This window comes from Marimonas lutisalis (assembly GCF_005434965.1).
GTDB classification, from domain to species: domain Bacteria; phylum Pseudomonadota; class Alphaproteobacteria; order Rhodobacterales; family Rhodobacteraceae; genus Marimonas_A; species Marimonas_A lutisalis.
This window is the reverse complement of sequence record NZ_SKCI01000002.1, coordinates 464,825-486,995: the sequence shown is the minus strand read 5'-3', so window position 1 is coordinate 486,995 and position 22,171 is coordinate 464,825. Positions and strand designations below refer to the sequence as shown.

15 protein-coding genes are annotated in these 22,171 nt (G+C 62.9%); 9 read left to right on the top strand and 6 right to left on the bottom strand.

Annotated elements, in window-relative coordinates:
• The first annotated feature begins 37 nt into the window (after positions 1 to 37).
• Positions 38 to 949, top strand: a complete 912-nt coding sequence (gene pcaQ / locus E0501_RS10460) for a pca operon transcription factor PcaQ (RefSeq protein WP_137701313.1) — start codon at positions 38 to 40, stop codon at positions 947 to 949.
• A gap of 64 nt (positions 950 to 1,013) precedes the next feature.
• Here the strand turns inward: pcaQ and serB are convergent, their stop codons facing one another.
• Positions 1,014 to 1,889, bottom strand: a complete 876-nt coding sequence (gene serB / locus E0501_RS10455) for a phosphoserine phosphatase SerB (RefSeq protein ID WP_137701312.1) — start codon at positions 1,887 to 1,889, stop codon at positions 1,014 to 1,016.
• A gap of 158 nt (positions 1,890 to 2,047) precedes the next feature.
• Here serB and E0501_RS10450 point away from each other — a divergent pair, with 158 nt between their 5' ends.
• The 3 genes from E0501_RS10450 (at position 2,048) to E0501_RS10440 (ending at position 6,172) form a co-directional block, all read left to right on the top strand.
• Positions 2,048 to 3,190, top strand: coding sequence for a phosphoserine transaminase (locus E0501_RS10450; protein WP_137701311.1), 1,143 nt, complete (start codon positions 2,048 to 2,050; stop codon positions 3,188 to 3,190).
• A gap of 76 nt (positions 3,191 to 3,266) precedes the next feature.
• Positions 3,267 to 4,862, top strand: a complete 1,596-nt coding sequence (gene serA, locus E0501_RS10445; RefSeq protein WP_137701310.1) for a phosphoglycerate dehydrogenase — start codon at positions 3,267 to 3,269, stop codon at positions 4,860 to 4,862.
• 128 nt (positions 4,863 to 4,990) lie between these two features.
• Positions 4,991 to 6,172 (top strand): cytochrome P450, encoded by a 1,182-nt coding sequence (locus E0501_RS10440; RefSeq protein ID WP_137701309.1) that lies wholly within the window; start codon positions 4,991 to 4,993, stop codon positions 6,170 to 6,172.
• 34 nt (positions 6,173 to 6,206) lie between these two features.
• On the opposite strand, the gene E0501_RS10435 is transcribed toward E0501_RS10440, so the two are convergent.
• Both E0501_RS10435 and E0501_RS10430 read right to left on the bottom strand, forming a co-directional pair.
• On the bottom strand, positions 6,207 to 6,581 hold the full coding sequence (locus E0501_RS10435; RefSeq protein WP_137701308.1) for a hypothetical protein: 375 nt from the start codon (positions 6,579 to 6,581) through the stop codon (positions 6,207 to 6,209).
• 4 nt (positions 6,582 to 6,585) lie between these two features.
• Positions 6,586 to 7,050, bottom strand: coding sequence for a cupin domain-containing protein (locus E0501_RS10430; protein ID WP_137701307.1), 465 nt, complete (start codon positions 7,048 to 7,050; stop codon positions 6,586 to 6,588).
• 86 nt (positions 7,051 to 7,136) lie between these two features.
• On the opposite strand from E0501_RS10430, the gene E0501_RS10425 reads away from it, so the two are divergent.
• From E0501_RS10425 to E0501_RS10410, 4 genes are all read left to right on the top strand, one after another.
• Positions 7,137 to 8,069: a LysR family transcriptional regulator gene (locus E0501_RS10425; RefSeq protein WP_235857806.1), complete on the top strand. Its 933-nt coding sequence runs from the start codon at positions 7,137 to 7,139 to the stop codon at positions 8,067 to 8,069.
• A 38-nt stretch (positions 8,070 to 8,107) separates the two neighbouring features.
• Positions 8,108 to 8,830, top strand: a complete 723-nt coding sequence (locus tag E0501_RS10420) for a metallophosphoesterase family protein (RefSeq protein ID WP_137701306.1) — start codon at positions 8,108 to 8,110, stop codon at positions 8,828 to 8,830.
• A 72-nt stretch (positions 8,831 to 8,902) separates the two neighbouring features.
• Positions 8,903 to 10,087, top strand: a complete 1,185-nt coding sequence (locus E0501_RS10415; RefSeq protein WP_137701305.1) for an MFS transporter — start codon at positions 8,903 to 8,905, stop codon at positions 10,085 to 10,087.
• Between the two features lie 309 nt (positions 10,088 to 10,396).
• Complete coding sequence (locus E0501_RS10410) at positions 10,397 to 11,575, top strand: acetyl-CoA C-acyltransferase family protein (RefSeq protein WP_137701304.1); 1,179 nt, start codon at positions 10,397 to 10,399, stop codon at positions 11,573 to 11,575.
• On the opposite strand, the gene pbpC is transcribed toward E0501_RS10410, so the two are convergent.
• Positions 11,572 to 13,614, bottom strand: a complete 2,043-nt coding sequence (gene pbpC / locus E0501_RS10405; RefSeq protein ID WP_407943408.1) for a penicillin-binding protein 1C — start codon at positions 13,612 to 13,614, stop codon at positions 11,572 to 11,574. The genes E0501_RS10410 and pbpC overlap by 4 nt on opposite strands.
• On the bottom strand, positions 13,611 to 19,046 hold the full coding sequence (locus tag E0501_RS10400; RefSeq protein WP_328591472.1) for an alpha-2-macroglobulin family protein: 5,436 nt from the start codon (positions 19,044 to 19,046) through the stop codon (positions 13,611 to 13,613). The genes pbpC and E0501_RS10400 overlap by 4 nt, the downstream gene beginning before the upstream one ends.
• Positions 19,047 to 19,187: 141 nt before the next feature.
• Between E0501_RS10400 and E0501_RS10395 the strand changes: the two genes are divergently transcribed.
• On the top strand, positions 19,188 to 21,389 hold the full coding sequence (locus E0501_RS10395) for a response regulator (RefSeq protein WP_137701302.1): 2,202 nt from the start codon (positions 19,188 to 19,190) through the stop codon (positions 21,387 to 21,389).
• Here E0501_RS10395 and yaaA read toward each other — a convergent pair.
• Entirely contained in the window at positions 21,386 to 22,147 is a 762-nt protein-coding gene (gene yaaA, locus E0501_RS10390) for a peroxide stress protein YaaA (RefSeq protein WP_137701301.1), read from the bottom strand. The genes E0501_RS10395 and yaaA overlap by 4 nt on opposite strands.
• Positions 22,148 to 22,171 lie beyond the last annotated feature (24 nt).

Here is a 22,171-nt window from a genome sequence, read left to right as displayed (position 1 = left end):
CGATATTTCCACTTTACTTGCCAAATATGGAAATCAAATGATCGACCGCCGCATCAAGTTCCGCCACATCCAGTGTTTCACCGAAATCGCCCGCGAAGGCAGCCTCAAGCGCGCCGCCGAAACACTCCACCTTACCCAGCCCGCGATTTCGAAAACCCTGAAGGAGCTTGAGGACATTCTCGGCGCCACGCTTCTCACCCGCTCACGCGCCGGCACTTCCCTCACCCGCCAGGGCGAGGTCTTCCTGCATTTCGCCCGCGCCTCGCTCGCCTCGCTCCAGCAGGGCCTAGATGAGGTGCACGAGACCGGCACGAATGCCCGCGCCCGCCTGCGCGTCGGTGCCCTGCCCTCCGTTGCCGCCTGGCTCATGCCACCCGTCGCCCGCGAATTCGCGGCGCTGGCCCCTGACGCCGTGCTGCAGATCATCGACGGCCCGCATGGCTATCTCACCGACCGCCTCCGCCTGGGCGAGCTCGATCTCGTCATCGGTCGCCTCGGTCCGCCCGACATGATGCAGGGCCTCTCCTTCACCCAGCTTTATTCCGAGGAAGTCGCCTTCGTCACCCGCGCCGGCCATCCACTCACCCGCGATCCCGATCTGCGCCGCATCGCCGACTTCCCGGTGATCTACCCCTCGCGCGGCTCCGCCATCCGGCCGCTGGTCGAACGTTATCTCGCGGAGAACGGCATCGGTGACCTGCCCCGCCGGATCGAAACCGTTTCCGGCGCCTTCGGCCGTGTCCACACCCGCCAAAGCGATTGCGTCTGGATCATCTCGGCAGGCGTCGTCACCAACGAAATCGCCGATGGTCACCTTGTGCGCCTGCCCTTCGACACCGCGATCACCCAGGGGCCGGTCGGCCTCATGTCCCGCCCCGAGGCCCCCTCGACCCCCGCACAGGACATCTTCCGACTTGCCATCGGCAACGTGCTCAGCGATGCCGGCTGACGCCCCCCGCCGCTTCATCTTGCCGAAAATACTCTCGCCGAAGGCATGCGCGCGCAGCGCGCATTCACCCCGCGAATTCGCTCCGTGCATAACCCTGGACATAAAGCAGCGCCGTCAGGTCGCCGAAATTCACCCGGATCTCGCATTCCGCCGCGACCGAGGGTTTCGCATGCAGCGCCACGCCGGCGCCCGCCAGGCTCAGCATGCCCAGATCGTTCGCGCCGTCACCCACTGCCATCGCCTCTGCCTTCGAAATGCCCAGGCGCGCCGTGATCTCCTCAAGCGCCTGCACCTTGGCCTCGCGCCCCAGGATCGGCCGCGCCACGTCCCCGGTCAGCTTACCATCCTCGATCAGGAGCGTGTTGGCCCGGTTCTCGTCAAAACCCAGCTCGGCCGCCACCTTGGCAGTGAACGCGGTGAACCCGCCCGACACCAGCGCCGCATAGGCCCCGCCCGCGCGCATCGTCGCCACCAGTTCGCGGCCGCCGGGCATCAACTCGATCCGCGTGCGCAGAACCTCGTCGATCACGCCCGCATCCAGCCCCTTCAACAGCCCCACCCGCTCGGTCAGCGCGCCTTCGAAATCCAGTTCGCCATTCATCGCCCGCGCGGTGATGTCCTTCACGTAGTCACCCACACCGGCCACCTCGGCCAGTTCGTCGATACATTCCTGTCGGATCATCGTGCTGTCCATGTCGGCCAGCAGCATCCTCTTCTTCCGCCCTTCGGCCTTCTGGATCACCATGTCCACGCCCAGTGTCTGCACGTCTTCCCAGATATCCCAGAAATTGCCGGGCCGCTGTTCCAGGCCGAACTCCGCCGCCTCGTCCACCGCCAGCCAGCGCGCTCCCCCCCCGCCCCAGGCATTGCGCAGCGACTCGACCAGCGCAGGGTCCAGCGATTTCACGTCCGGCGAGGTTAACAGCGTCACAACATGCATTTACGAAGTTTCCGATCATAGCCATTCCGTGCCGCAATCCGACACATCGGCGGCTTCTAGCGACATTTCTGCACTTGCGAAAGACCGGATTCGCCCGTATTTCCGTCCGTGGGACACCCCTCCCCAACGAGGGGCGCTTATCTGGAAGGGTAGCAGCAATGGCTATGCATCAACCGGCAACGCGGCCGGCCAATCCGCGTTTTTCTTCTGGCCCCTGTGCCAAGACCCCCACTTTCGAACTGAACAAACTGGCTGACGCGCCGCTCGGCCGATCGCATCGTGCCGCAATCGGCAAGGCCAAGTTGAAGGCCGCGATCGAAGGCACGCGCGAAGTGCTGGGCATCCCCGCCAATTACAAGATCGGCATCGTGCCCGCGTCTGATACCGGCGCGGTGGAAATGGCCATGTGGTCGATGCTCGGCGCCCGCGGCGTCGAAATGCTGGCCTGGGAAAGCTTCGGCGCCGGCTGGGTCACCGATGTTGTGAAACAGCTCAGCCTCGATGCCGTGGTCAAAACCGCCGAGTACGGCCAGATCGCCGATCTCGCCTCGGTCGATTTCACCAACGATGTCGTTTTCACCTGGAACGGCACCACCTCCGGCGTCCGCGTCCCCAATGGCGACTGGATCCCGGCCGACCGCGAAGGCCTGACCATCTGCGATGCCACATCGGCCGCCTTCGCCCAGGACCTGGCCTGGGACAAACTCGATGTGACAACCTTCTCCTGGCAGAAGGTGCTCGGCGGCGAAGCGGCCCACGGCATGCTGATCCTCAGCCCCCGCGCGGTCGAACGGCTCGAAAGCTACACCCCCGCCTGGCCGCTGCCGAAAATCTTCCGCCTGACCAAGGGCGGCAAGCTGATCGAAGGCATCTTCGAAGGCGCCACCATCAACACCCCTTCGATGCTCGCGGTCGAGGACTACCTCGTCGCGCTCGACTGGGCGCGCTCGGTGGGCGGATTGAAGGGCCTCGTCGCCCGCGCCGACGCCAACACCAAGGCGGTCGCCGATTTCGTCGAACTGCATGACTGGATCGATTTCCTGCCGCATGACCCGGCAATCATGTCGAACACCTCCGTCTGCCTGAAATTCACCGATCCGCGCATCAAGGACGGCGCAGCCTTTGCCAAGGCCGTCGCCAAGCGGCTGGACGACGAAGGCGTGGCCTTTGACATCGGCGCCTATCGCGATGCCCCTCCGGGACTGCGCATCTGGTGCGGCGGCACGGTGGAAACCGCCGACGTTCAGGCGCTCATGCCCTGGATCGAATGGGCGTATCAGGCCGAAATCGCCGCGCAGTAAGCCCGCGATCACATAAAGCGTAGGGCGGGCTTCAGCCCGCCTTCCCCCGACATATCTCACATAAAGGACCAGAAAAATGGCTCCCAAAGTACTCGTCTCCGACAAGCTCAGCGAAACCGCCGTCCAGATCTTCCGCGATCGCGGCATCGACGTGGATTTCATGCCCGACGTGGGCAAGGACAAGGAAAAGCTGGCCGAGATCATTAGCAACTATGACGGCCTCGCCATCCGCTCGGCCACCAAGGTGACCGAGAAGATCCTCGAAAACGCCGACAAGCTGAAGGTCATCGGCCGCGCCGGCATCGGCACCGACAACATCGACAAGGTCGCCGCCTCGAAAAAAGGCGTGATCGTGATGAACACGCCCTTCGGCAACACCATCACCACCGCCGAGCATGCCATCGCCATGATGTTCGCCTGCGCCCGCCAGATTCCCGAGGCCTCGGCCTCGACCCATGCCGGCAAGTGGGAAAAGTCGAAATTCATGGGGGTCGAGCTCACCGCCAAAACCCTCGGCGTCATCGGCGCGGGCAACATCGGCTCGATCGTCTGCGACCGCGCCCGGGGCCTGCGCATGAAGGTCATCGCCTACGATCCGTTCCTCTCGGAAGAGAAGGCCACCAAGATGGGCGTCGAGAAAGTCGAGCTCGACGACCTGCTCGCGCGCGCCGATTTCATCACGCTGCACGTGCCGTTCACCGAGCAGACCAAGAACATCCTGTCGGCCGAAAACCTCGCAAAGACGAAAAAGGGCGTGCGCATCATCAACTGCGCCCGCGGCGGTCTCGTCGACGAAGAGGCCCTGGCCGAGCTGATCAAGTCCGGCCATGTCGCCGGCGCCGCCTTCGACGTGTTCTCGGTCGAACCGGCCACCGAAAACGTGCTCTTCAACCTGCCCAACGTGGTCTGCACACCGCACCTCGGCGCGGCGACCACCGAGGCGCAGGAAAACGTGGCGATCCAGGTGGCCGAGCAGATGTCGAACTACCTGCTCACCGGCGCGGTCGAAAACGCGCTCAACATGCCGTCGGTGACCGCCGAAGAGGCCAAGGTCATGGGCCCGTGGATCAAGCTCGCCGATCACCTCGGCGCCTTCATCGGCCAGCTGACGGACGAGCCGATCAAGGCGATCAACATCCTCTACGACGGCGAAGCCGCCACCATGAACCTCGAGGCCCTGACCAGCGCCGCCGTGGCCGGCATCCTCAAACCCGCCAACCCCGATCTCAACATGGTCTCGGCCCCGGTGATCGCCAAGGAACGCGGCATGAAGATCTCGACCACCAGCCAGGACCAGTCGGGCGCCTTCGAAGGCTACATCAAGGTCACCGTCGTCACCGACAAGCGTGAACGCTCGATCGGCGGCACCGTCTTCTCGGATGGCAAGCCCCGCTTCATCCAGATCAAGGGCATCAACATCGACGCCGAGGTCGGCGCGCATATGCTCTACACCACCAACGAAGACGTGCCCGGCATCATCGGTACGCTGGGCCAGACCATGGGCGAAAACGGCGTCAACATCGCCAACTTCACCCTGGGCCGGAACCAGGCCGGAGGCGACGCCATCGCGCTGCTTTACGTCGATGCCCCCGTGCCCGCCCCCGTCCTGGCCAAGCTCAAGGACACCGGCCTCTTCCAGCAGGTGCAACCGCTGGAATTCGACATCGGCTGACGGCACGACAAGCGGCACAACAGAAACCCCGGGCGTTGGCCCGGGGTTTCCTGTTTCATGGGCCATGCCTGCGCCTCTATTGCCGCGCCCATGCGTCCGGTCTAGGCTTTCCCAAAAGGGAACCCACCATGACAAAGCCCGCGCCGGTCGACGATACAGTCACCATCCCCGACCTGATCAACGATCCCTACGTGATCTATCGCCGCCTGCGCGCCACCACGCCTGTCGTGCGTATCCCCGCCCTTGGCCGCACCCTGCTGACCAAGGCCGAGCATACGCGCTTTGCCAAATCCACGCCCGAGCTCTTCTCGACCGACGATCCGAACACGCCGATGAAGCGCGCCTTTCACGCCCACACGCTGATGCGCAAGGACGGTGACGAACACCTGCGCGAACGAAACGCCATGGCGCCCGCCTTTGCCCCGCGCAACATCCGCGATCACTGGACAGGTATCTACCGCGACATCGCCGAAACCTACGTCGCCCGGCTGCCGCGCGGCGAAGTGGTCGATCTCTTTCCCGCGCTCGCTGCGCCCTTTGCCGCGCGGTGCCTGGCGCATCTCCTGGGCATCGAGGCCGCCACCGACGACGAAATGATCCACTGGTCGCAGGCGCTCATCGACGGGGCCGGCAATTTCGCCTGGGATCCCGAACCCTTTGCCATCGTCGATGCGGCACATGACGCGATGAACGCGCTTTTCGACCGCGAAACCGAACGCCACCTGGTCGAACAGGGGCCCTCGGCCCTGTCGGCCATGGTCAATGCCAGCGACCCGATCGAGCTCAGCCAGATCCGCGCCAATCTGAAAATCGCCATCGGCGGCGGCATCAACGAACCGCGCGATGCGCTCTGCACCATCCTCTACGGCCTGCTGACGAACCCCGACCACACGACCGCCGTCAAGGATGATCCCAAATGGTTCGCCGAGGCGTTCGAGGAAGGGGTCCGCTGGATCGCGCCCATCCAGGTCAGCTCGCGCGTGGCGAAGGAAGATGTCGAAATCGGCGGCCACCTGATCCCCAGAGGCGACGTAGTGATGACCTCCCAGGCCTCGGCCGGCCGCGACGAGGACATTCACGAAAACGGCGAGGAATATGATCTCTTCCGCCCCGACAAGACGCATCAGAGCTTCGGCGTCGGGCCGCATTTCTGCCAGGGCACCCATGTCGCGCGGATGATGCTGGTGCAGCTGCTCCTGCCCATGCTGTTCGACCGTTTCCCGAACATGGAACTTGCCGATCCCAGCAGCGTGATCTGGCGCGGTTTCGGCTTCCGTGGCCCCCTCAACCTGCCGGTCCGGCTGAACTAAGGCCGGGCGGCCGTTTCGACCGCCCGGAAAACGCTCAAGCCGTCCGCCGCGCGTTCATCATGACCGTGACCAGGAAGATAACCATCGACAGAAGCGTCAGGATCGAGCCCACCTTCGCCAATGTCTCGCCGGTCTGCCGGATCGCCTGCACGATGCCCGGGATCATTATCACCAGCCCCGCCAGCGCCACCAGGTAATGCACCTTGGCCAAGGCCTTCTCGGCCGCCGCCGGCGTGACGTGATAATACAAGCCCATCAACGCCATCGTCGCCCAGCCCACCAGGTTCAGGTGCGCATGCGCGCCCGACAACGTGTGATCATGCGTCGCCGACATCTGGATGCCCCAGACCATGCCCAGCGTCACCGCGACCGTTCCGGTCGCAAAGAAATACAATGCTACACCCTTCATTCCACTACCCTCCCTTTTTTGGGTCTTCACGTCCGCCCAGCGGCGGACCGGTAAAGACCAGTTGGTATTTTTCGGCCACCTCACACACCCGGCCCATATCCTCGGGGAGTGTGAATCCCCCCTCGGCCACTTCACGGAAAAACTCTTCGAACCCGCCGGGCGTCAGCATGGTCAGCATCCGCCCCGGCGCCGTGTCGCACACGCGAAACGTATGCTCTTGCCCCCTGGCGACGAATGCGGCCTGTCCCGGCCCCCGTGTGAACCTCTCACCCTCGACCCAGAATTCCACATCTCCGGACTGTACGACAAATGTTTCGTCCGCATCTCGATGCATGTGGAGAGGCGGCCCCAGCCCCGGACCGGTCACGCTTTCGAAAACCGCCACCGCGCCGCCCGTGTCCGCCGCGTTCAGAACAAAGCGATAGGCCGTTCCCATCCACTCCGCCGTATCCGGTCCCAGAATGTGCATCCCGATCTCCTGTCATCCGATCCGATGCCAGAATGCTCCTGCCCATGAGATATGGAAAATTTATTGTTTATATGTTTTCTATAAACATGATGAATTTCAAAACTCTCGATCTCAACCTCCTCCGCGTGCTCGATGCCCTTCTTCAGGAAGGCTCGACCATCGGCGCCGCCCAGCGCATCGGGTTGTCACAACCCGCGGTATCGGCCGCGCTCGCACGGTTGCGCCACGCGCTCGACGATCCGCTATTCACCCGCATCGGCCGCCACCTCGAACCCACGCAATTCGCGCTCGACCTCAAGGACCCGCTTCACCAGCGCCTGGCCGAAATCGAGACGCTTCTCTCGGCGCCCACGCGTTTCGATCCTCTGACCGAACAGCGCAGCTTTCGCATCTCGGGCAGCGACTTCTTTGCCGACCTGCTGATGCCGGACCTTGCCCGCCACCTGGCCGCCGCGGCCCCCGGCATCCGTGTCCAGCTGGTCAATCTCGTGCCCGACAACTATGTTGAAACGATTAAACAATTTGATATCGATCTCGCACTTATCCCGCGTGTCGATTTCCCCGACTGGGCCGACAGCCACGACGTGATGACCTCGACTTTCTCGCTCATTGCTCGCAACGGCCACCCGCGTATCGCCAACGCCAGGCTCTCGCCGGGCGATGTGATCCCCATCGACCTCTATTGCGATCTCGGCCACGTGCTGTTTTCACCCGAAGGGCGGTTGCGCGGCATGGGCGATGCCGCGCTCGATGCCATCGGTCGCGAACGCAATATAGTGATGACGATGCCGATTTTTTCAGGCGTTTATAACGCCGTTGCCGAAAGCGACCTGATCGCGCTTCTGCCCACCCGCCTGGCCGAACGGGTCGCCGAACGGCTCGGCCTGTCGATCTACCGCCCACCCATGCCCGTCGCAACCGTGCAGCTCTGCATGATCTGGCACCGCCGCGCCACGCATGATCCCGCCCACACATGGCTGCGCGACCAGATCGCCGGCATCCTTGCCCCACTCAGCTGACTTTCCCCGCCCTTCCGGATGCGGTAGAGGAAAACCAAATGACCGATACGATCTACGCCATCGGCGATATCCACGGCCAGCACGAAATGCTGCTTAATGCGCTCACGCGGATCGAGGCCGATGGCGGCGCGCAATCGCCCGTGGTCATCCTTGGCGATCTGGTCGATCGCGGCCCGGCCAGCCGCGCGGTGATCGACACGCTGATCGCCGGGCAGGAACGTGGCCGCAACTGGACCGTGCTGATGGGCAACCATGACCGGCTGTTCCTGGATTTCCTCGAAACGGGCACCTCGGAAAACCCGCTCATCCGCTCCGGCAAGGGCTGGCTCGATGATCGTCTCGGCGGCGCCCAGACGCTCGCCTCCTACGGGCTCGACCCCACCGAAAGCCTGCCCCGCCTGCAGGCCGCCGCGCAACGGGCCGTGCCGCAGGCGCATCGCGATTTCCTCGCCGCCTGCCCGCTCTACCTCGAACGCGGGCCGCATCTCTTCGTGCATGCCGGCATCCAGCCGCGCCTGCCCCTCGACTGGCAGACCGAAGACGATCTCCTGTGGATCCGCGACCCCTTCCTCACCTGGTCCGAGCCGTTCGACTGGCTGGTCATTCACGGGCACACCGCGCAAGAGGTGCCGCGCCACTACGGCAACCGCGTCAACCTCGACAGCGGCGCGGGCTGGGGCCGCCCGCTCACCGCCGCCGCGATCGAGGGACGGCAGGTATGGGTGCTCACCGATGACGGGCGCGTGCCGCTCGAGCCCTGACGGCACGTCGTCCCTTGCCAATCCCGTCCGCCCCGGCCAACCCTTTGTCCGTCGGCGGCAAGGCAGGGCACCATGTTCCGCGATCGCACCATCCTCATCATGGCCGCGGGCCAGACACTGGTCTGGGCCGGGCTCTACTACGTCTTTCCCGCACTGATCCTGCATTGGGTCGCCGAACCTGGCTGGACCAAGGCACAGCTCTCCGCCGCCATCGCCATGGCCGTGTTTCTCTCCGGCCTCGCCTCTACCGTGGCCGGCCCGGTGATCGACCGTGGCTACGGCCCCGCGCTCATGGCCGGCAGCGCCGCGCTGGGCGGGCTTGCCCTCGCCATGCTCTCGCAGGTTCACGACATCTGGCAGTTTCAGGCGCTGTGGGCCCTGATCGGCCTCTGCCTCGCCGGCTGCCTCTACGAGCCCTGCTTCGTGCTGGTCACCCGGGCCCGCGGCGCTGACGCCAAGGGCGGCATCGTCGCCATCACGCTGGTCGCGGGCTTTGCCGGCACGCTCAGCTTTCCGGTCTCGAACGCGCTGGCCAGCGCTTTGGGTTGGCGCGGGGCGGTGCTCACACTCGGGCTCTTCGTCAGTTTCATTGTCGCGCCGCTCCTGTGGTATGCAGCCGAACGGCTCGAAGGTGAACGACGGGCCGACCCGCATCACGCAGCCGAACCGGACGAGGCGCAGCCCCGCTACCTGCGCCGCCCGGCCTTCTGGGCGCTCGGGCTTGCCATGGCACTCATGGCGACGGTCCATTCAGGCACGCTTCAGCACCTTTTGCCGATCCTCGACGATCACGCCATCGCCCCCGCGACGGCCGTGTTTGTCGCCGCCTGCATCGGCCCGATGCAGGTGGCCGGGCGGCTGGCGATGATCTGGGCCGGGCGCCATCTCTCGCATCATGGTCTGGCACTTGCCTGTTTCGCTATGATCGGGGTTGCGGAACTCGTGCTCATCGCCGCCGGACACGCGCCGGTGCTCATGTGGTTTTTCGTGCCGCTTTTCGGCGGCGCGGTTGGCGTGGTCAGCATCCTGCGCCCGCTGCTCGCGCGCGAAATCCTCGGCCCGCGCAATTTCGGGGCCAAGTCCGGGGCGCTCGCCTTGCTCTACCTGGTGGGCGCGGCGCAGGCCCCCTACCTCGGCGCGCTGATCTGGGGCTGGGGTGGATACGATGCGATGCTGCTGCTCTTTGCCGGTGCCGCCGTGCTCGGGGCCGGCCTCTACACCGTGGCGCGGCGACGCGGTGAACCCCGTTTCGGTTAGGCGGGTCCTATCGCAGCGCCGGTTAATCCCGGCTTGCCCTCCCGCGCGCCCCGTTCACGAACAGGGCCTGGGTCAAATCGCGGTCTTCGCCGGCAGCCGGATGTCAGCCGGACGGTGCACGCAAGTCACCCCCTTACCATCCGGTTAACGACTCAAAAGTTAATTGATGGCCTTGGGCGGGCCGAGAAATTCTCCCTCCACGCCGTGGCCCTGAAAAACAAGGAAAAATGACGAAACGTTGCTCTGCCATTGCTTTCGCTTCGGGCGTATGGTCCCTGTCGAAAATCTTAACTCTCTCGGGATAAAACCATGACAGACATCGTAATCCTCGACGGCGCCCGCACCGCCATCGGCACCTTCGGCGGCTCACTCGCCGGCACACCCCCGGCGCAAACCGGCGCCATCGCGGCGAAGGCTGCAATGGAACGCGCGGGCGTCGAAGGTGGGCAGATCGGGCACGTGGCCTTCGGGCACGTGATCAACACGGAACCGCGCGACATGTATCTCAGTCGCGTGGCAGCAATGGACGCGGGCATCCCCGATACGACGCCCGCGATGAATGTGAACCGGCTTTGCGGCTCTGGCGCACAAGCCATTGTTTCTGTTGTGCAAAATCTCATGCTGGGCGATGCGGATTTCGGCCTTGCCGGCGGCGCCGAAGCGATGAGCCGCTCGCCCTACATCGTCCCTGACCAGCGTTGGGGCTCGAAAATGGGTGACATCCGCACGCTCGACATGATGCTCGGTGCGCTCAACTGCCCCTTCGGAACGGGGCATATGGGGGTCACCGCCGAGAACGTGGCCGCAGAACACCACATCAGCCGCGAAGCGCAGGATGCCTTTGCGCTGGAAAGCCAGAAACGCGCCGCCCGCGCCATCGAGGAAGGCCGCTTCCAAAGCCAGATCGTCCCGGTCGAGGTGAAGGTCAAACGCGATATGGTCGCTTTCGACACTGACGAACATCTCAAGACGAACACCACGCTCGAAGGTCTCGCCGGCCTGCGTCCTGCTTTCCAGAAAGACGGCAGCGTCACCGCCGGCAATGCCAGCGGCATCAACGACGGCGCCGCCGCCCTCGTCCTCGCCCGCGCGGACGCGGCTGAGAAGGCCGGACTGAAACCCAAGGCCCGCGTTCTGGGTTATGCGCATGCAGGGGTGCGGCCACAGGTCATGGGCATCGGCCCGATCCCCGCAGTCGAGAACCTTCTGGCCAGAACCGGTTTGAAAATCAATGATTTCGACGTGATCGAGTCGAACGAAGCCTTCGCCGCGCAGGCCCTTGCCGTGAACAAGGGGCTCGGTCTCGACCCGGCCAAGGTGAACCCTAATGGCGGTGCAATTGCCCTCGGCCACCCGGTGGGCGCAACCGGCGCCATCATCACCGTGAAGGCCCTTTACGAGCTTGAACGGATCGGCGGTTCCAAGGCGCTGATCACCATGTGTATCGGTGGCGGCCAGGGCATCGCACTGGCCATCGAACGCCTTTAATCCACGCGGATCGCGGCGCGCGCGGATCGCCCGCGCGCGTCGATGACCGACAGGGTGACAAACCCCTTGCCGACCTGCTCCAACGCAATCTCGCGCTGGTATGCGCCAATGGCGACAGGCGCGCCATTGGCCAGCACCGTAAAGGGCGGTGCCCCGTCCCGCAGTTTCACCACCAATGGCAGCCCCACCTCGAGTGGCACGCGCGCACCATCCGGTGGAAACGCCAGAACCGGTGCCTCTGCGTCCGCCTTGAATACCGTTTCGCGCCCACGGAACCGCTGTAGCGGCTGCGGCAGTTGGCTGGTGCTCAGGATCAGCGTTTCGGGGGGCGGCGGTCCCAGCGGGTCCAACTCGGGCTTCACGCGCTGAAATACCTCGACCAGCACCGGCGCGGCCAGGTCGCCGCCAAAGGCACCCGGCACGGGCGTGCCATCGGGCCGGCCAATCCAAACCCCGGCCACGTGCCGTCCGTCAAACCCGATAGCCCAGGCGTCCCGGTGGCCATAAGACGTGCCAGTCTTGAATGCCAACCGTCCTTCAGCCTTGGCGCCCGGGGGTGTCAGGCTGGCCAGAACGTGCCCAACCTGCCAGGCCGCCGCGCGATCGACGAATTGCTGCCCTGCCGTCACGGCGGCGCCATTTTTCCACTTCAGATCAATGGCTTCTCCGCCCCGTGCCAGACCCGCATAAAGGCCCACCATGTCTTCCAGCGTGACGCCCAACCCGCCAAGCGCCACGGCCAGCCCCGGCTTGCCCCCCGGCACCATCGCGTCAACACCGGCCCGGCGAAGAGCACTCATGAAACGCGCCGGGCCAATTTCATCCATCAACAGGATCACCGGGATATTCAGCGATTGCCGCAGCGCCTCGGACACACGGATTTCGCCACGGAATTGGCCATCGAAGTTCTGCGGCGCGTAGCCGCCGAATGCCACAGGTCGATCATCGATCACCGTCTCCGGATGCGCCAAGCCCCCGTCGAATGCCATCGCATAGATCAGCGGTTTCAGCGTCGACCCCGGAGAGCGCAGAGCCTTCGTCATATCGACAAATCCCTGTCGCGCGCTGGCTTCCCCATAGCTTGCCGAACCGACCGACGCGAGGATTTCGCCATTACGATAGTCCGCCACCACGATTGCGATTGAAACCTGACCCGGCATCTGCCGCAGGCTGTCCTGCGCCAGCGTCTCAAGTGACGATTGCAAGGAGGCGTCGATTGTCAGTTGCAGGCGTTCAGCCAATGGTTCTTCGGCGCGGGCCCGGTCCGTCAGATGCGGGGCCAGCGCGGGAAAGGCATGACGCGCGCGCGGTACAGGTTCGCGGCGAGCCGTTTCATGCGCCTCGGATGTGATCACCCCTGCCTCGGCGGCGCGTGCAAGCACACGGTCACGCGCGGCACTGGCAGCGCGCCAATCCCTGTCTGGACGGCGCGCTTCGGGTGATTGCGGCAGGGCAACCAGCATGGCCGCTTGTGCCGGCGTCAGACGCGATGGCTCTTTTTCAAACCACGCCAATGCCGCCGCGCGTGCCCCCTCCAGATTGCCGCCATAAGGCGCATGTGTCAGGTAAAGGCTCAGGATTTCCTCTTTCGACAATCGCCGTTCCAGCGCCAATGCCACGCGCACCTGCCGCAGCTTACCATGCCACCGTCCGGTGCCGCTGTCTTCCAACAGTCGCGCGACCTGCATCGACAGTGTAGACCCGCCCGACACGACGCGCCCGTTCCGGATCGCCTGTCCAACCGCACGCAGAATTGCCAGCGGATCAACGCCGCGATGCTGGAAAAAGCGCTTGTCTTCATAGGCGATCAACATCTTCAAATACACAGGTTCGACCTGCGCTACCCCGGCACCAAGCCGCCAACGCCCGTTGTCGACGGTGTAGACGCGCAGCAGGTCGCCGTGGCGGTCACGCATTTCAACCGAGGTTTCGGACAAGAGCGGCGGCAGGTCGGTGTCATCGATCCACGCGTCGAACCGCTGCGCCCCGATCGCGAACGACGCCAGGCAAACTGCCGCTATAACGACAGCCCGCATCATTCGGAAATGCGCAGGCGCCCTGTTTCAGTGACCGCACGGTAGTGCGGGCGATACATGTCCTCGACATTCGCCGCTGGATGATGGAACACACCCGGGGACACAGCGCGAACGATATAGGCTAGCTGAAACGCTTTGTCCGACCGCCAGTCGACCGCTGCCAGGAACCTGTCGGCCCGAAACTCCGCGTGCCGCGCCTGCTGTGGTTTCAACCAGTCGAGCGCACGGATATCGCCCGAGCGCAGAAGGTTGGGATTGTCGATCTCGAACCCTGCCGGTAGCGGATCGCCGATCATCAGTCGCGCTTCGCCTCGCTCGAACGGTGCGATGCGCAATACGACGACCAGCCGCTCGCCGACTTTGGGCGCAAGCTCCTGAACCTGTTGGCCATCCATCGTGTAGTAGGTACGCTCGATACGATATCCATAACCACCCGCCGGCGGCGGCACCTGGGGCACGCCAAAGGTGGTCAGCGTAACGTCGGTGGGTTCGCCACTTTCGTTGCGAATGGCCACAGCATTGCCGCGCGTATCCGCCTCGATCACCTCGACAAGGGGGCCCTGAACCGGTGCGCCATTCACGCTCAGCCCGCCTATCTCCGGCTCGTTCACCAGCGCGCGCGCCGCCAGAAGGGTCCAGGCGCTCTCTTGCGTTGACATACGCCGCCCGGCCCCAGCGATCCGATCGGCAAGCTGACTGCGGTCGACGGCGTTGCTGCCTGCCTCGGTCGCGAGGGTCAGAACACCCGCGGCATCGCGTAGGTTGCTGCCATAGTCGGCCCGCCATACGGCCGCTTCGTCGCCAAGGCGCGATTGCATCATCTGGCCCGCTCGCGCAAACATCGCATCGGCCCGGGTCTGATCACCATAAAACGCCAATGCCGCGCCCAGCTGGGCAGCCGCGATCGGCGTGGTGAACGCATCGGCCTTCACATCCGCATAGTAGCGCAAATCGGCCATCGCGGCTGCACCTTCGCGTGCCAGCACCATCAGTGCATAGGCAATATCACCGCCACCTTCGTCAAAATCCGGGGCGTAGTTCACACGGTTTCGCAGATTATCCATCGCCAGCCGGAAGGCGATCTGGGGCACCTCATACCCTTCGGTGCGGGCGCGGCTCAGAAAATCGGAAACATAGGCGTCCAGCCAAAAATCGCCCGAGTCCGGGTACCAAAGCCCGAAAGCGCCATTGCTGGATTGCCGGCTCAGCACGCGCTCGATAGCCTGATCCAGCCGCTTTTGCACCTTCGCACGGCTACCCTGACCAAGAGCCTCAGCAACCTGGCCGAAATATAGCAACGGCATCGCGGCCGACGTTACCTGCTCGGTGCAGCCATAAGGATAGCGGTCCAGCGCCGAAAGAAGCCCCGGCGCATCCAGCTTGGCCAGCGGGCCGGCCGAGACGATGGCCGAACCGGTCCCTGTGCGCAATCCGGCAAACACGTTGTCATCGAGTGTAAACGTGTCACCGGCAGCCAAATCGAACCGCCGCGTAACCGACAATTCCGGATCGTTTGAACGAACGGGCAAGACCAACCTCTTGGTCAGTTGCCGGCCATCGGGCGTATTCAAGACAATGCTCAATTTGTGGTCACCGGCCCCCTGCGCCGTGACCGGCACCGACAACGTGACCTTACCCTGATCTTCCAGCGTTACGCCCGAGGGGATCGCCATGCTGTCCAATGCGACACCATCTGCTGTCACATCCAGCCCCATGCGCCCGGAAGGACCGTCTGCGTGCACAATTTCAAGCAACAACCGGCTCTGATCTCCGGGGGCCAGATATCGCGGAAGACTGGCTGTCACGACAACCGGATCGCGCACTAGAACGTCCGCCTCGGACTGTCCGACGGCGCTCTTGCTCCATGCGACGGCCATCAAGCGCACCGTGCCGTTGAATTCGGGCAGATCGAATGACACCCGGGCCCGCCCATCTGGACCAACGGTCACCGGCCCGCTGAAATAAGCGACCAGTTCTTCGGTCGGCGGCGGAGATTGCATCCTCATTTCGCTTCCGGCATCACCACCCGATCGCACTTCGCCCATGGCGCCATTCATTCCGTCGATCAGGCGGCCATAGACATCGCGGATGTCCATACCAAGGCGACGTTGGCCGAAATAATGACCAGAGGGATCAGGGCTTTGAAAACCCGTCAGGTTCAGAATACCCACATCCACCGCAGCGACCGTGACATATCCTGTATCACCTTCGGCCACACCAGATACGATCACATCCGCTTCCAGCGGACCACGCGGATCGACGGATGCCGGCACGTCGATCGAAACACTCAGCTGCTTTGCACCCGGATCAATCGGAGCATAGGAAAGGCCCATGGCCCGTGCCGGATTCTGCCCCGCCGAAACATCCATAGGCCGGATGACCGAAGCCGTCACATAGGCCCCTGCCCCCCAGTCGTCAGTCACCTCCAGGTCAACCAGGTTTTCTCCTTCCGACACATCGATCGCCTTCATCGCGATCAGGCGGTTGGACATCACGGTGACAATCGCTTTTCCGGCATAGCGCGGCACCAGGCGCAGCTGCGCCATCTCGCCGCTGCGATAGCCGGGCTTGTCCAGCGACAGCTCCAGCATATCGGGCGTCGTAGTGACATCGGCCGGAGCGTACCACCCGGCATAGAAGTCCTCCGAACTGGCCACATAAGACCCATCCAGCCGCTCGACCAACAGCTCGTAGCGACCCCATTCCACCGGGGCCGACACGCGCAACGGTTCCCCTCCGATTATCGCATTGCCGCTTGCCACAGCACGGCGTGTCGTGATGGGTTCCCAGTTCCACTCACCGTATTCTTGGTACCACTGATACCGCGTGCGCACGCGGTTTACGGTCCAGCGTACCTGCATCGGCTGCGCGACCATTTGAGCCGACAGGCCAACCACATCGAACGCTGCCTCGGTACCCTCGGCGACGACGCCGTCCTCGAACATCGGCTTGATGCCGATCACAGGACCCGCCGGGGAAATCGCGCGCGTGATACGGCGTTCGACCGGCCGGCCCGATCCCTCTGACGCGCGCCCGATGACTTCGACCTCGAGCGGTCGATCATCGACCGGCGCTTCAGGCAATTCCAGGGACACGCTGGCCACACCATCCGCTCCTGTGCGCTGTCCGCTGAAGCCCCCGCGCCGCGGCGTCGCCCGCGCGTCATGTCGGCCGAAAACGTATCCCGGCAAGCTCTCGACCGTCCGGCGTGCGCGCAAAATGGTATCACCTTCGACGGGAAGGTCGGCGGCCGGCGCGCCAAAAAGATACCGCGCTTCAACCGTCAGGCGCGCGGGCTTGCCCGGTGCCAATGTGCCCTCCGCTAAAGACATGCCGAAGTCTATCCGCTCTGGAAGAAAATCCTCGACCAGCACCGTGGTACTCGCCAGTGACGGCGCATCGACATCGGCCTTGATGTCCAGGCGCCAGGCACCGCGCGGCACAGTCGCGCCAACCGGCATGGCAAAGACATGGCCGCCCGCCTGCTCCGTTTGCGACAGCTGCCGTGCATATTCCACTCCGTCGGGCCGCGTCAGGATCGCGGTCAACGGCAAGCCCTCGACGGCGGCCGCGACACCGTCGCGGGCCAGAACCGTGGCGTGAACTGTTTCCCCTGCACGGTATGCGCCTCGGTCAGTGGTCAGGAATACGTCGATCGGACCCGCCGGTGCGCGTCCTTCGACACCACGGTCAGACAAATCGAATGCCGGATCTTTCAGTGACAGGAACGCCATATCGTCGGCCCCATCCTCGACAGTGACAAGAGCAGGTTCGGCCCCGCCCGTGCCTCGTGTCAGACCAGCCTCGAACCGCGCGTAACCGTCAGAATCGGTGCGTGCGGTGCCCAGAACCCGGTTAGCCCGTGACAAAAGCGTGACCATGGCCCCCTCGCGGGCCTGAGCCGTACCCAGTGCGCGTACGAAGACATGCAATCCGTCACTTCCGCTCAGCGTGGAAATGCCCAGGTCGGACAAAACGAACCACTGCGTGGCGCCCTCGTCGTCATAGGTGTTTCCGCCCGGGATCGAGGCCGTCAATGCATAGACACCAGGCGGCAGATCACCAATGATATCGCCGACCGGAAGACGCGTGGTCATGTCCTGATTCAGTTCATTGCGCACCTCGCCGGTTCCGGTCCAGATCTCTTCGCCGACCTCACCGGTGAATCGTTCATCTGCGTAGTAGGACAACGGCCGCCCGAAATACCCATCCTGAATGGCGCGCAACAGGTTTCTGTCACTTACCCGGCGCAGCCGCAAATCGACGGTTTCCAGATTGACGGTCTGTACGGGAAGGGCCGCATCAGCGGTTTTCGGCAACACATAGGCCCGACCGGGGAACCGCACCGAAGGCGATCTGTCGCGAACATAGAAGGCAAGTTCGATATCCTTGATCAGTTTCTCACTGCTGGCCGCAGGCAGCCCTTGACGAAATACGATCTTGTAACGCTGCCCATGCTCCACGCCCTGGACGCACAGACGATCACCCTCAACCTCGACCGCCATACGCTGGTCCGGCAGGCCAAGGAACGTGCTGTAATCGGTCCCGGCCTTAACCAGCGGCTCGGAGAACTCGGCGCAGACGCGCGGCTCGGCCAAGTCGCTTTCGACGACGTGTTCGGTGATGCGAAACCCGTATTTTCCGATTGCACGGTCCAGCTTCTCTGACAGGTCTTCGCGTGGCTGGATCAACTCGGCCAGGCGCAAAGCCGGAATCATGTCGCGCCCACGATTGCCACGCTCCAACGCGTCAGCGATGACCGAAAGCGCGTTTACCCGCTGTGGATCGCGCGATGCGCGTAGGTATCCGTTGATTGCGGCGCCCAGAGCGCGCGCGGCATACATACGCTGCTCGGAGGATTTCGAGCTTTTGATTTCCAGCGCCAGCCGGGCGTACTCGACCCATTGATCACCCGCATCTGTCACTGCAACGGCCGCCCCGATCCAACGCATTGCATTCAGCGGATCGCCGATCTTGCGCCGCTCATCCGCGGCACGCAGAAGGCTCGCGACATCCCATTGCCCACCCGGATGCAGCGGCCCGATCCCTCGCGCTTGTGAAACCGCGCTGTTCAGGTCACGCGCGCTGAGAAAACCCAGGTCAACCGTGCGCATTCTGGCAAGCTCGATGGTTCGCGGATCGGTATTCAGCACTTCCGCCGAAATCGCTCCTTCATACGGGCGTTTCTCGCGGACTTCGGATTTCGGGAAACATGCATTCGACCGCGCGTTGAAGGTAAAGGCACGGCATCGTGGATCGGCAAGGCATGCGGTCTGGCAAGATTGCAAATCGGTATCGAACAATGACTGCAGGTCCGACCCGAAGAAATCGACGTCATTTGTTACGACCAGACGCCGCTCCGGAACAAGATCCTGCCCGAAGGCGATCGTGGAAAAGCTCAGCCAGGCCAGCACGACCAGAACGAATACACGCACCAAATCCTCCTTCGTCAATGCACGAATGGTGGCATGGGCCCTGCTGTTTCGCAACGATTCCCCGTTTTCGGGTTAAGTGAATATTCACCATAATGACCGAGCCTGCAGGCGACCCTGACAGAGAGGTCGGAGACCGTACGCATGAGCCTTGCGAACAAACTGGCGGAGGAACGGCGGCTGAGGCTCGCTGCCGAACGCCTTCTGGAACAGAAACAAGCCGAGCTGTTTGCCGCCAACCGCAAGCTCGGTCAGCACGCGCGCAAACTCTCGGATGAAATCGTCGAGACCCGGGCAGAGGTCGAAAATGTCCGCGGCGAAAACCAGCGCGTCAAGTCCGATTTCACGGCAGCCCATCAGAAGATCGAGGTTGCTGAACGGCGCCTTTGGCACTCGATCGAAACCATTCAGGACGGCTTTGCCTTCTTCGACGTCGACAGCCGTATGATTGCGGCCAACAATTCCTACCTTTCTGTCTTTGACGGGCTCGAGGAAATCGCGCCTGGCGTCAGCTATATCCGCATCCTTCAACTCGCCACCGGAGAAGGCATCGTTAACATCGGCGACAAGAAGCCGGCGGACTGGCGTGCCATGATGATGCAACGCTGGCAGTCGCCCACGCCCGAACCCGTGGTAATCCGTCTGTGGAACGAACAATATATCAAACTGATCGATCAACGCGGTCATGGCGGGGATGTTGTCAGCCTTGCGCTCAACATCACCGAGACGATCCGTTACGAAAAAGAACTTCGAGACGCGCGCGAACGCGCCGAAGCCGCCAACCGCGCGAAGTCATCCTTCCTGGCAAATATGAGTCACGAGATTCGCACGCCGATGAACGGCGTTATCGGCATGGCCGAACTCTTGCGAGACACAGTGCTAGACGATGAGCAAAAACTCTATGTCGATACAATCAAGAACTCGGGCGAAGCGCTGCTGGTTATCATCAATGACGTGCTCGACTATTCGAAAATCGAAGCCGAGAAACTGGTTCTTCATCCCGAACCATTCGATCTTGAGCGATGCATCCACGAAATCGTGATGCTGCCGCAACCGGCCGCGCGCGACAAAGGCATTGATACTCTTGTCGACTACGATCTTTTCCTGCCCACCGTCTTCGTCGGTGATCCTGGGCGTATCCGCCAGGTTCTCACCAACCTTATCGGAAATGCCGTGAAATTCACACTGGAAGGCCATGTGCTGGTCCGCGTCGTCGGCTTTCAGCAGGAAAACAGCGCCGACACGCAAATCCACATCACGGTAGAAGACACTGGGATCGGCATATCTGCCGACAAGATGGACCTGATCTTCGGCGAGTTCAACCAGGTAGAGGATGAACGCAACCGGCAATTCGAGGGCACAGGTCTTGGTCTTGCCATCAGTGAAAAACTGATCGGCATGATGGGCGGTTCCATCTGGGTCGACTCGGAGGAGGGCCAGGGCTCATGCTTTGGTTTCCGCGTGACAATGGAGACGACGGATACCGATACGGATGCCGCGCCGGGGCTGCCCGGAAACATCAGAAATGTGATGATCGTCGACGATCTCGAGGTCAATCGCCTGATCCTGTCCAAACAGATCGAAGCGCTCGGCGCTCACGTGCTGAGCCTTGCAAACGGCCGTGACGCTCTGGCGGCCCTCGATGACACGATCGACCTGGTCATGACCGATCACAACATGCCCGAGATGGACGGGTTGGAGTTTGCGCGCGCAGTCCGCGAACGCGGTCTTGAAATGCCGATCATCCTGATAAGCTCCAACTCCGCTGCAGCCGACAATGATCCCTCGCTTTCCTGCATTAATGGTGTCCTGCAAAAACCCACCCCTCGGCGAGAGCTCTTCCGCGCCATCCAGTTAAATACCGGCACCCCCCCGGATGCGCATGCCGCGGCCCCAGAAGCACCGAACCAGATCGACAAGTCGAAAAAGCGAGCGATGCGGATTCTGGCCGCCGAAGACAACAAGACCAACCAGCTCGTCTTTCGCAAAATGGTCAAGTCGCTGGACATCGACCTGCAATTCGCAGGCAATGGTCTCGAAGCAGTTCAGCTTTTCAAGGATTACGAACCGGACGTCATCTTCATGGACATCTCGATGCCGAAGATGGACGGCAAGGAAGCCACGCAGGAGATCCGTGCGCTAGAACGCGAAACCGGCGGTCACGTTCCGATCGTCGCCCTGACAGCGCATGCCATGGACGGCGACCGCGATGGAATTCTTGCCGCCGGATTGGATCACTATCTGACCAAGCCACTTCGCAAGGCCGAGATCTTCGCGATGATCGGCGAAACCTGTCCACCGGACGCCCGCCCGGTAATACCTGTGTCTGGCCGAGCAGTCAGTTAGGCGTTTTCGTTGCGAAGAAACACCATCCGGTCGCCGTCTGACATGTCGGGGGCGTAGGCGTATCCGCCGGTGTCGAAATCCTTCAATGCCTCGGGTTCCGAGAGCCGGTTCTGAATGATGAAACGGGCCATCGCTCCGCGGGCCTTCTTGGCAAAGAAACTGATGATCTTCGGCTGGCCGGAACGCATTTCCATGAAAACGGGCTCTATCACCCGCAATTGCAGCGCATTGGCATCAATCGCACCAAAATATTCCTGGCTGGCGCAATTGACCAACACATCGGTACCAAGGTGCGCGGCCTGTTCGTTCAACGCTTTCGAAATACGGTATCTCCAGAACTCGTAGAGGTTCTTGCCTTTCGGGTTCTTCAACCGGCTTCCCATTTCGAGCCGGTAAGGCTCGATTGCATCGGTCGGTCGCAACAGGCCGTAAAGCCCGGACAGGATGCGCAGATGATCCGACGCCCATGCCATTTCTTCCGGATCGAGCGAGGCCGCTTCAAGCCCGGCATAGGTATCTCCGTCGAACATCAGCGCCGCGGCACCGCGATCCATGTCACCAAAATCGCGGAACCGGTCATGGTTGAGCTTTGCAAGTTTGTCGCTGATCCCCATCAGCTTGCTCAGGTCCGCCTGCGACAGGCCGCGCGCGACATCGGCGAGTTCGCTCGCTTCGTCCTTGAACACCGGCTCCGTCAGATCGAAATTCGCAACCGGAGCCTCGTTAAGCCGTTTGGCCGGCGATACGACAATCAGCATGTTATCCTCTCATTGGCTTGCTTC

Excerpts from the sequence above, each read along its gene's own strand:
- E0501_RS10440 (WP_137701309.1), top strand. The coding sequence starts at position 4,991 with ATGACAAAGCCCGCGCCGGTCGACGATACAGTCACCATCCCCGACCTG.
- E0501_RS10450 (WP_137701311.1), top strand. The coding sequence starts at position 2,048 with ATGGCTATGCATCAACCGGCAACGCGGCCGGCCAATCCGCGTTTTTCT.
- serB (WP_137701312.1), bottom strand. The coding sequence starts at position 1,889 with ATGCATGTTGTGACGCTGTTAACCTCGCCGGACGTGAAATCGCTGGAC.
- E0501_RS10435 (WP_137701308.1), bottom strand. The coding sequence starts at position 6,581 with ATGAAGGGTGTAGCATTGTATTTCTTTGCGACCGGAACGGTCGCGGTG.
- E0501_RS10410 (WP_137701304.1), top strand. The coding sequence starts at position 10,397 with ATGACAGACATCGTAATCCTCGACGGCGCCCGCACCGCCATCGGCACC.
- E0501_RS10395 (WP_137701302.1), top strand. The coding sequence starts at position 19,188 with ATGAGCCTTGCGAACAAACTGGCGGAGGAACGGCGGCTGAGGCTCGCT.
- E0501_RS10430 (WP_137701307.1), bottom strand. The coding sequence starts at position 7,050 with ATGCACATTCTGGGACCGGATACGGCGGAGTGGATGGGAACGGCCTAT.
- yaaA (WP_137701301.1), bottom strand. The coding sequence starts at position 22,147 with ATGCTGATTGTCGTATCGCCGGCCAAACGGCTTAACGAGGCTCCGGTT.
- E0501_RS10415 (WP_137701305.1), top strand. The coding sequence starts at position 8,903 with ATGTTCCGCGATCGCACCATCCTCATCATGGCCGCGGGCCAGACACTG.
- E0501_RS10425 (WP_235857806.1), top strand. The coding sequence starts at position 7,137 with ATGATGAATTTCAAAACTCTCGATCTCAACCTCCTCCGCGTGCTCGAT.
- serA (WP_137701310.1), top strand. The coding sequence starts at position 3,267 with ATGGCTCCCAAAGTACTCGTCTCCGACAAGCTCAGCGAAACCGCCGTC.
- pbpC (WP_407943408.1), bottom strand. The coding sequence starts at position 13,614 with ATGATGCGGGCTGTCGTTATAGCGGCAGTTTGCCTGGCGTCGTTCGCG.
- E0501_RS10420 (WP_137701306.1), top strand. The coding sequence starts at position 8,108 with ATGACCGATACGATCTACGCCATCGGCGATATCCACGGCCAGCACGAA.
- pcaQ (WP_137701313.1), top strand. The coding sequence starts at position 38 with ATGATCGACCGCCGCATCAAGTTCCGCCACATCCAGTGTTTCACCGAA.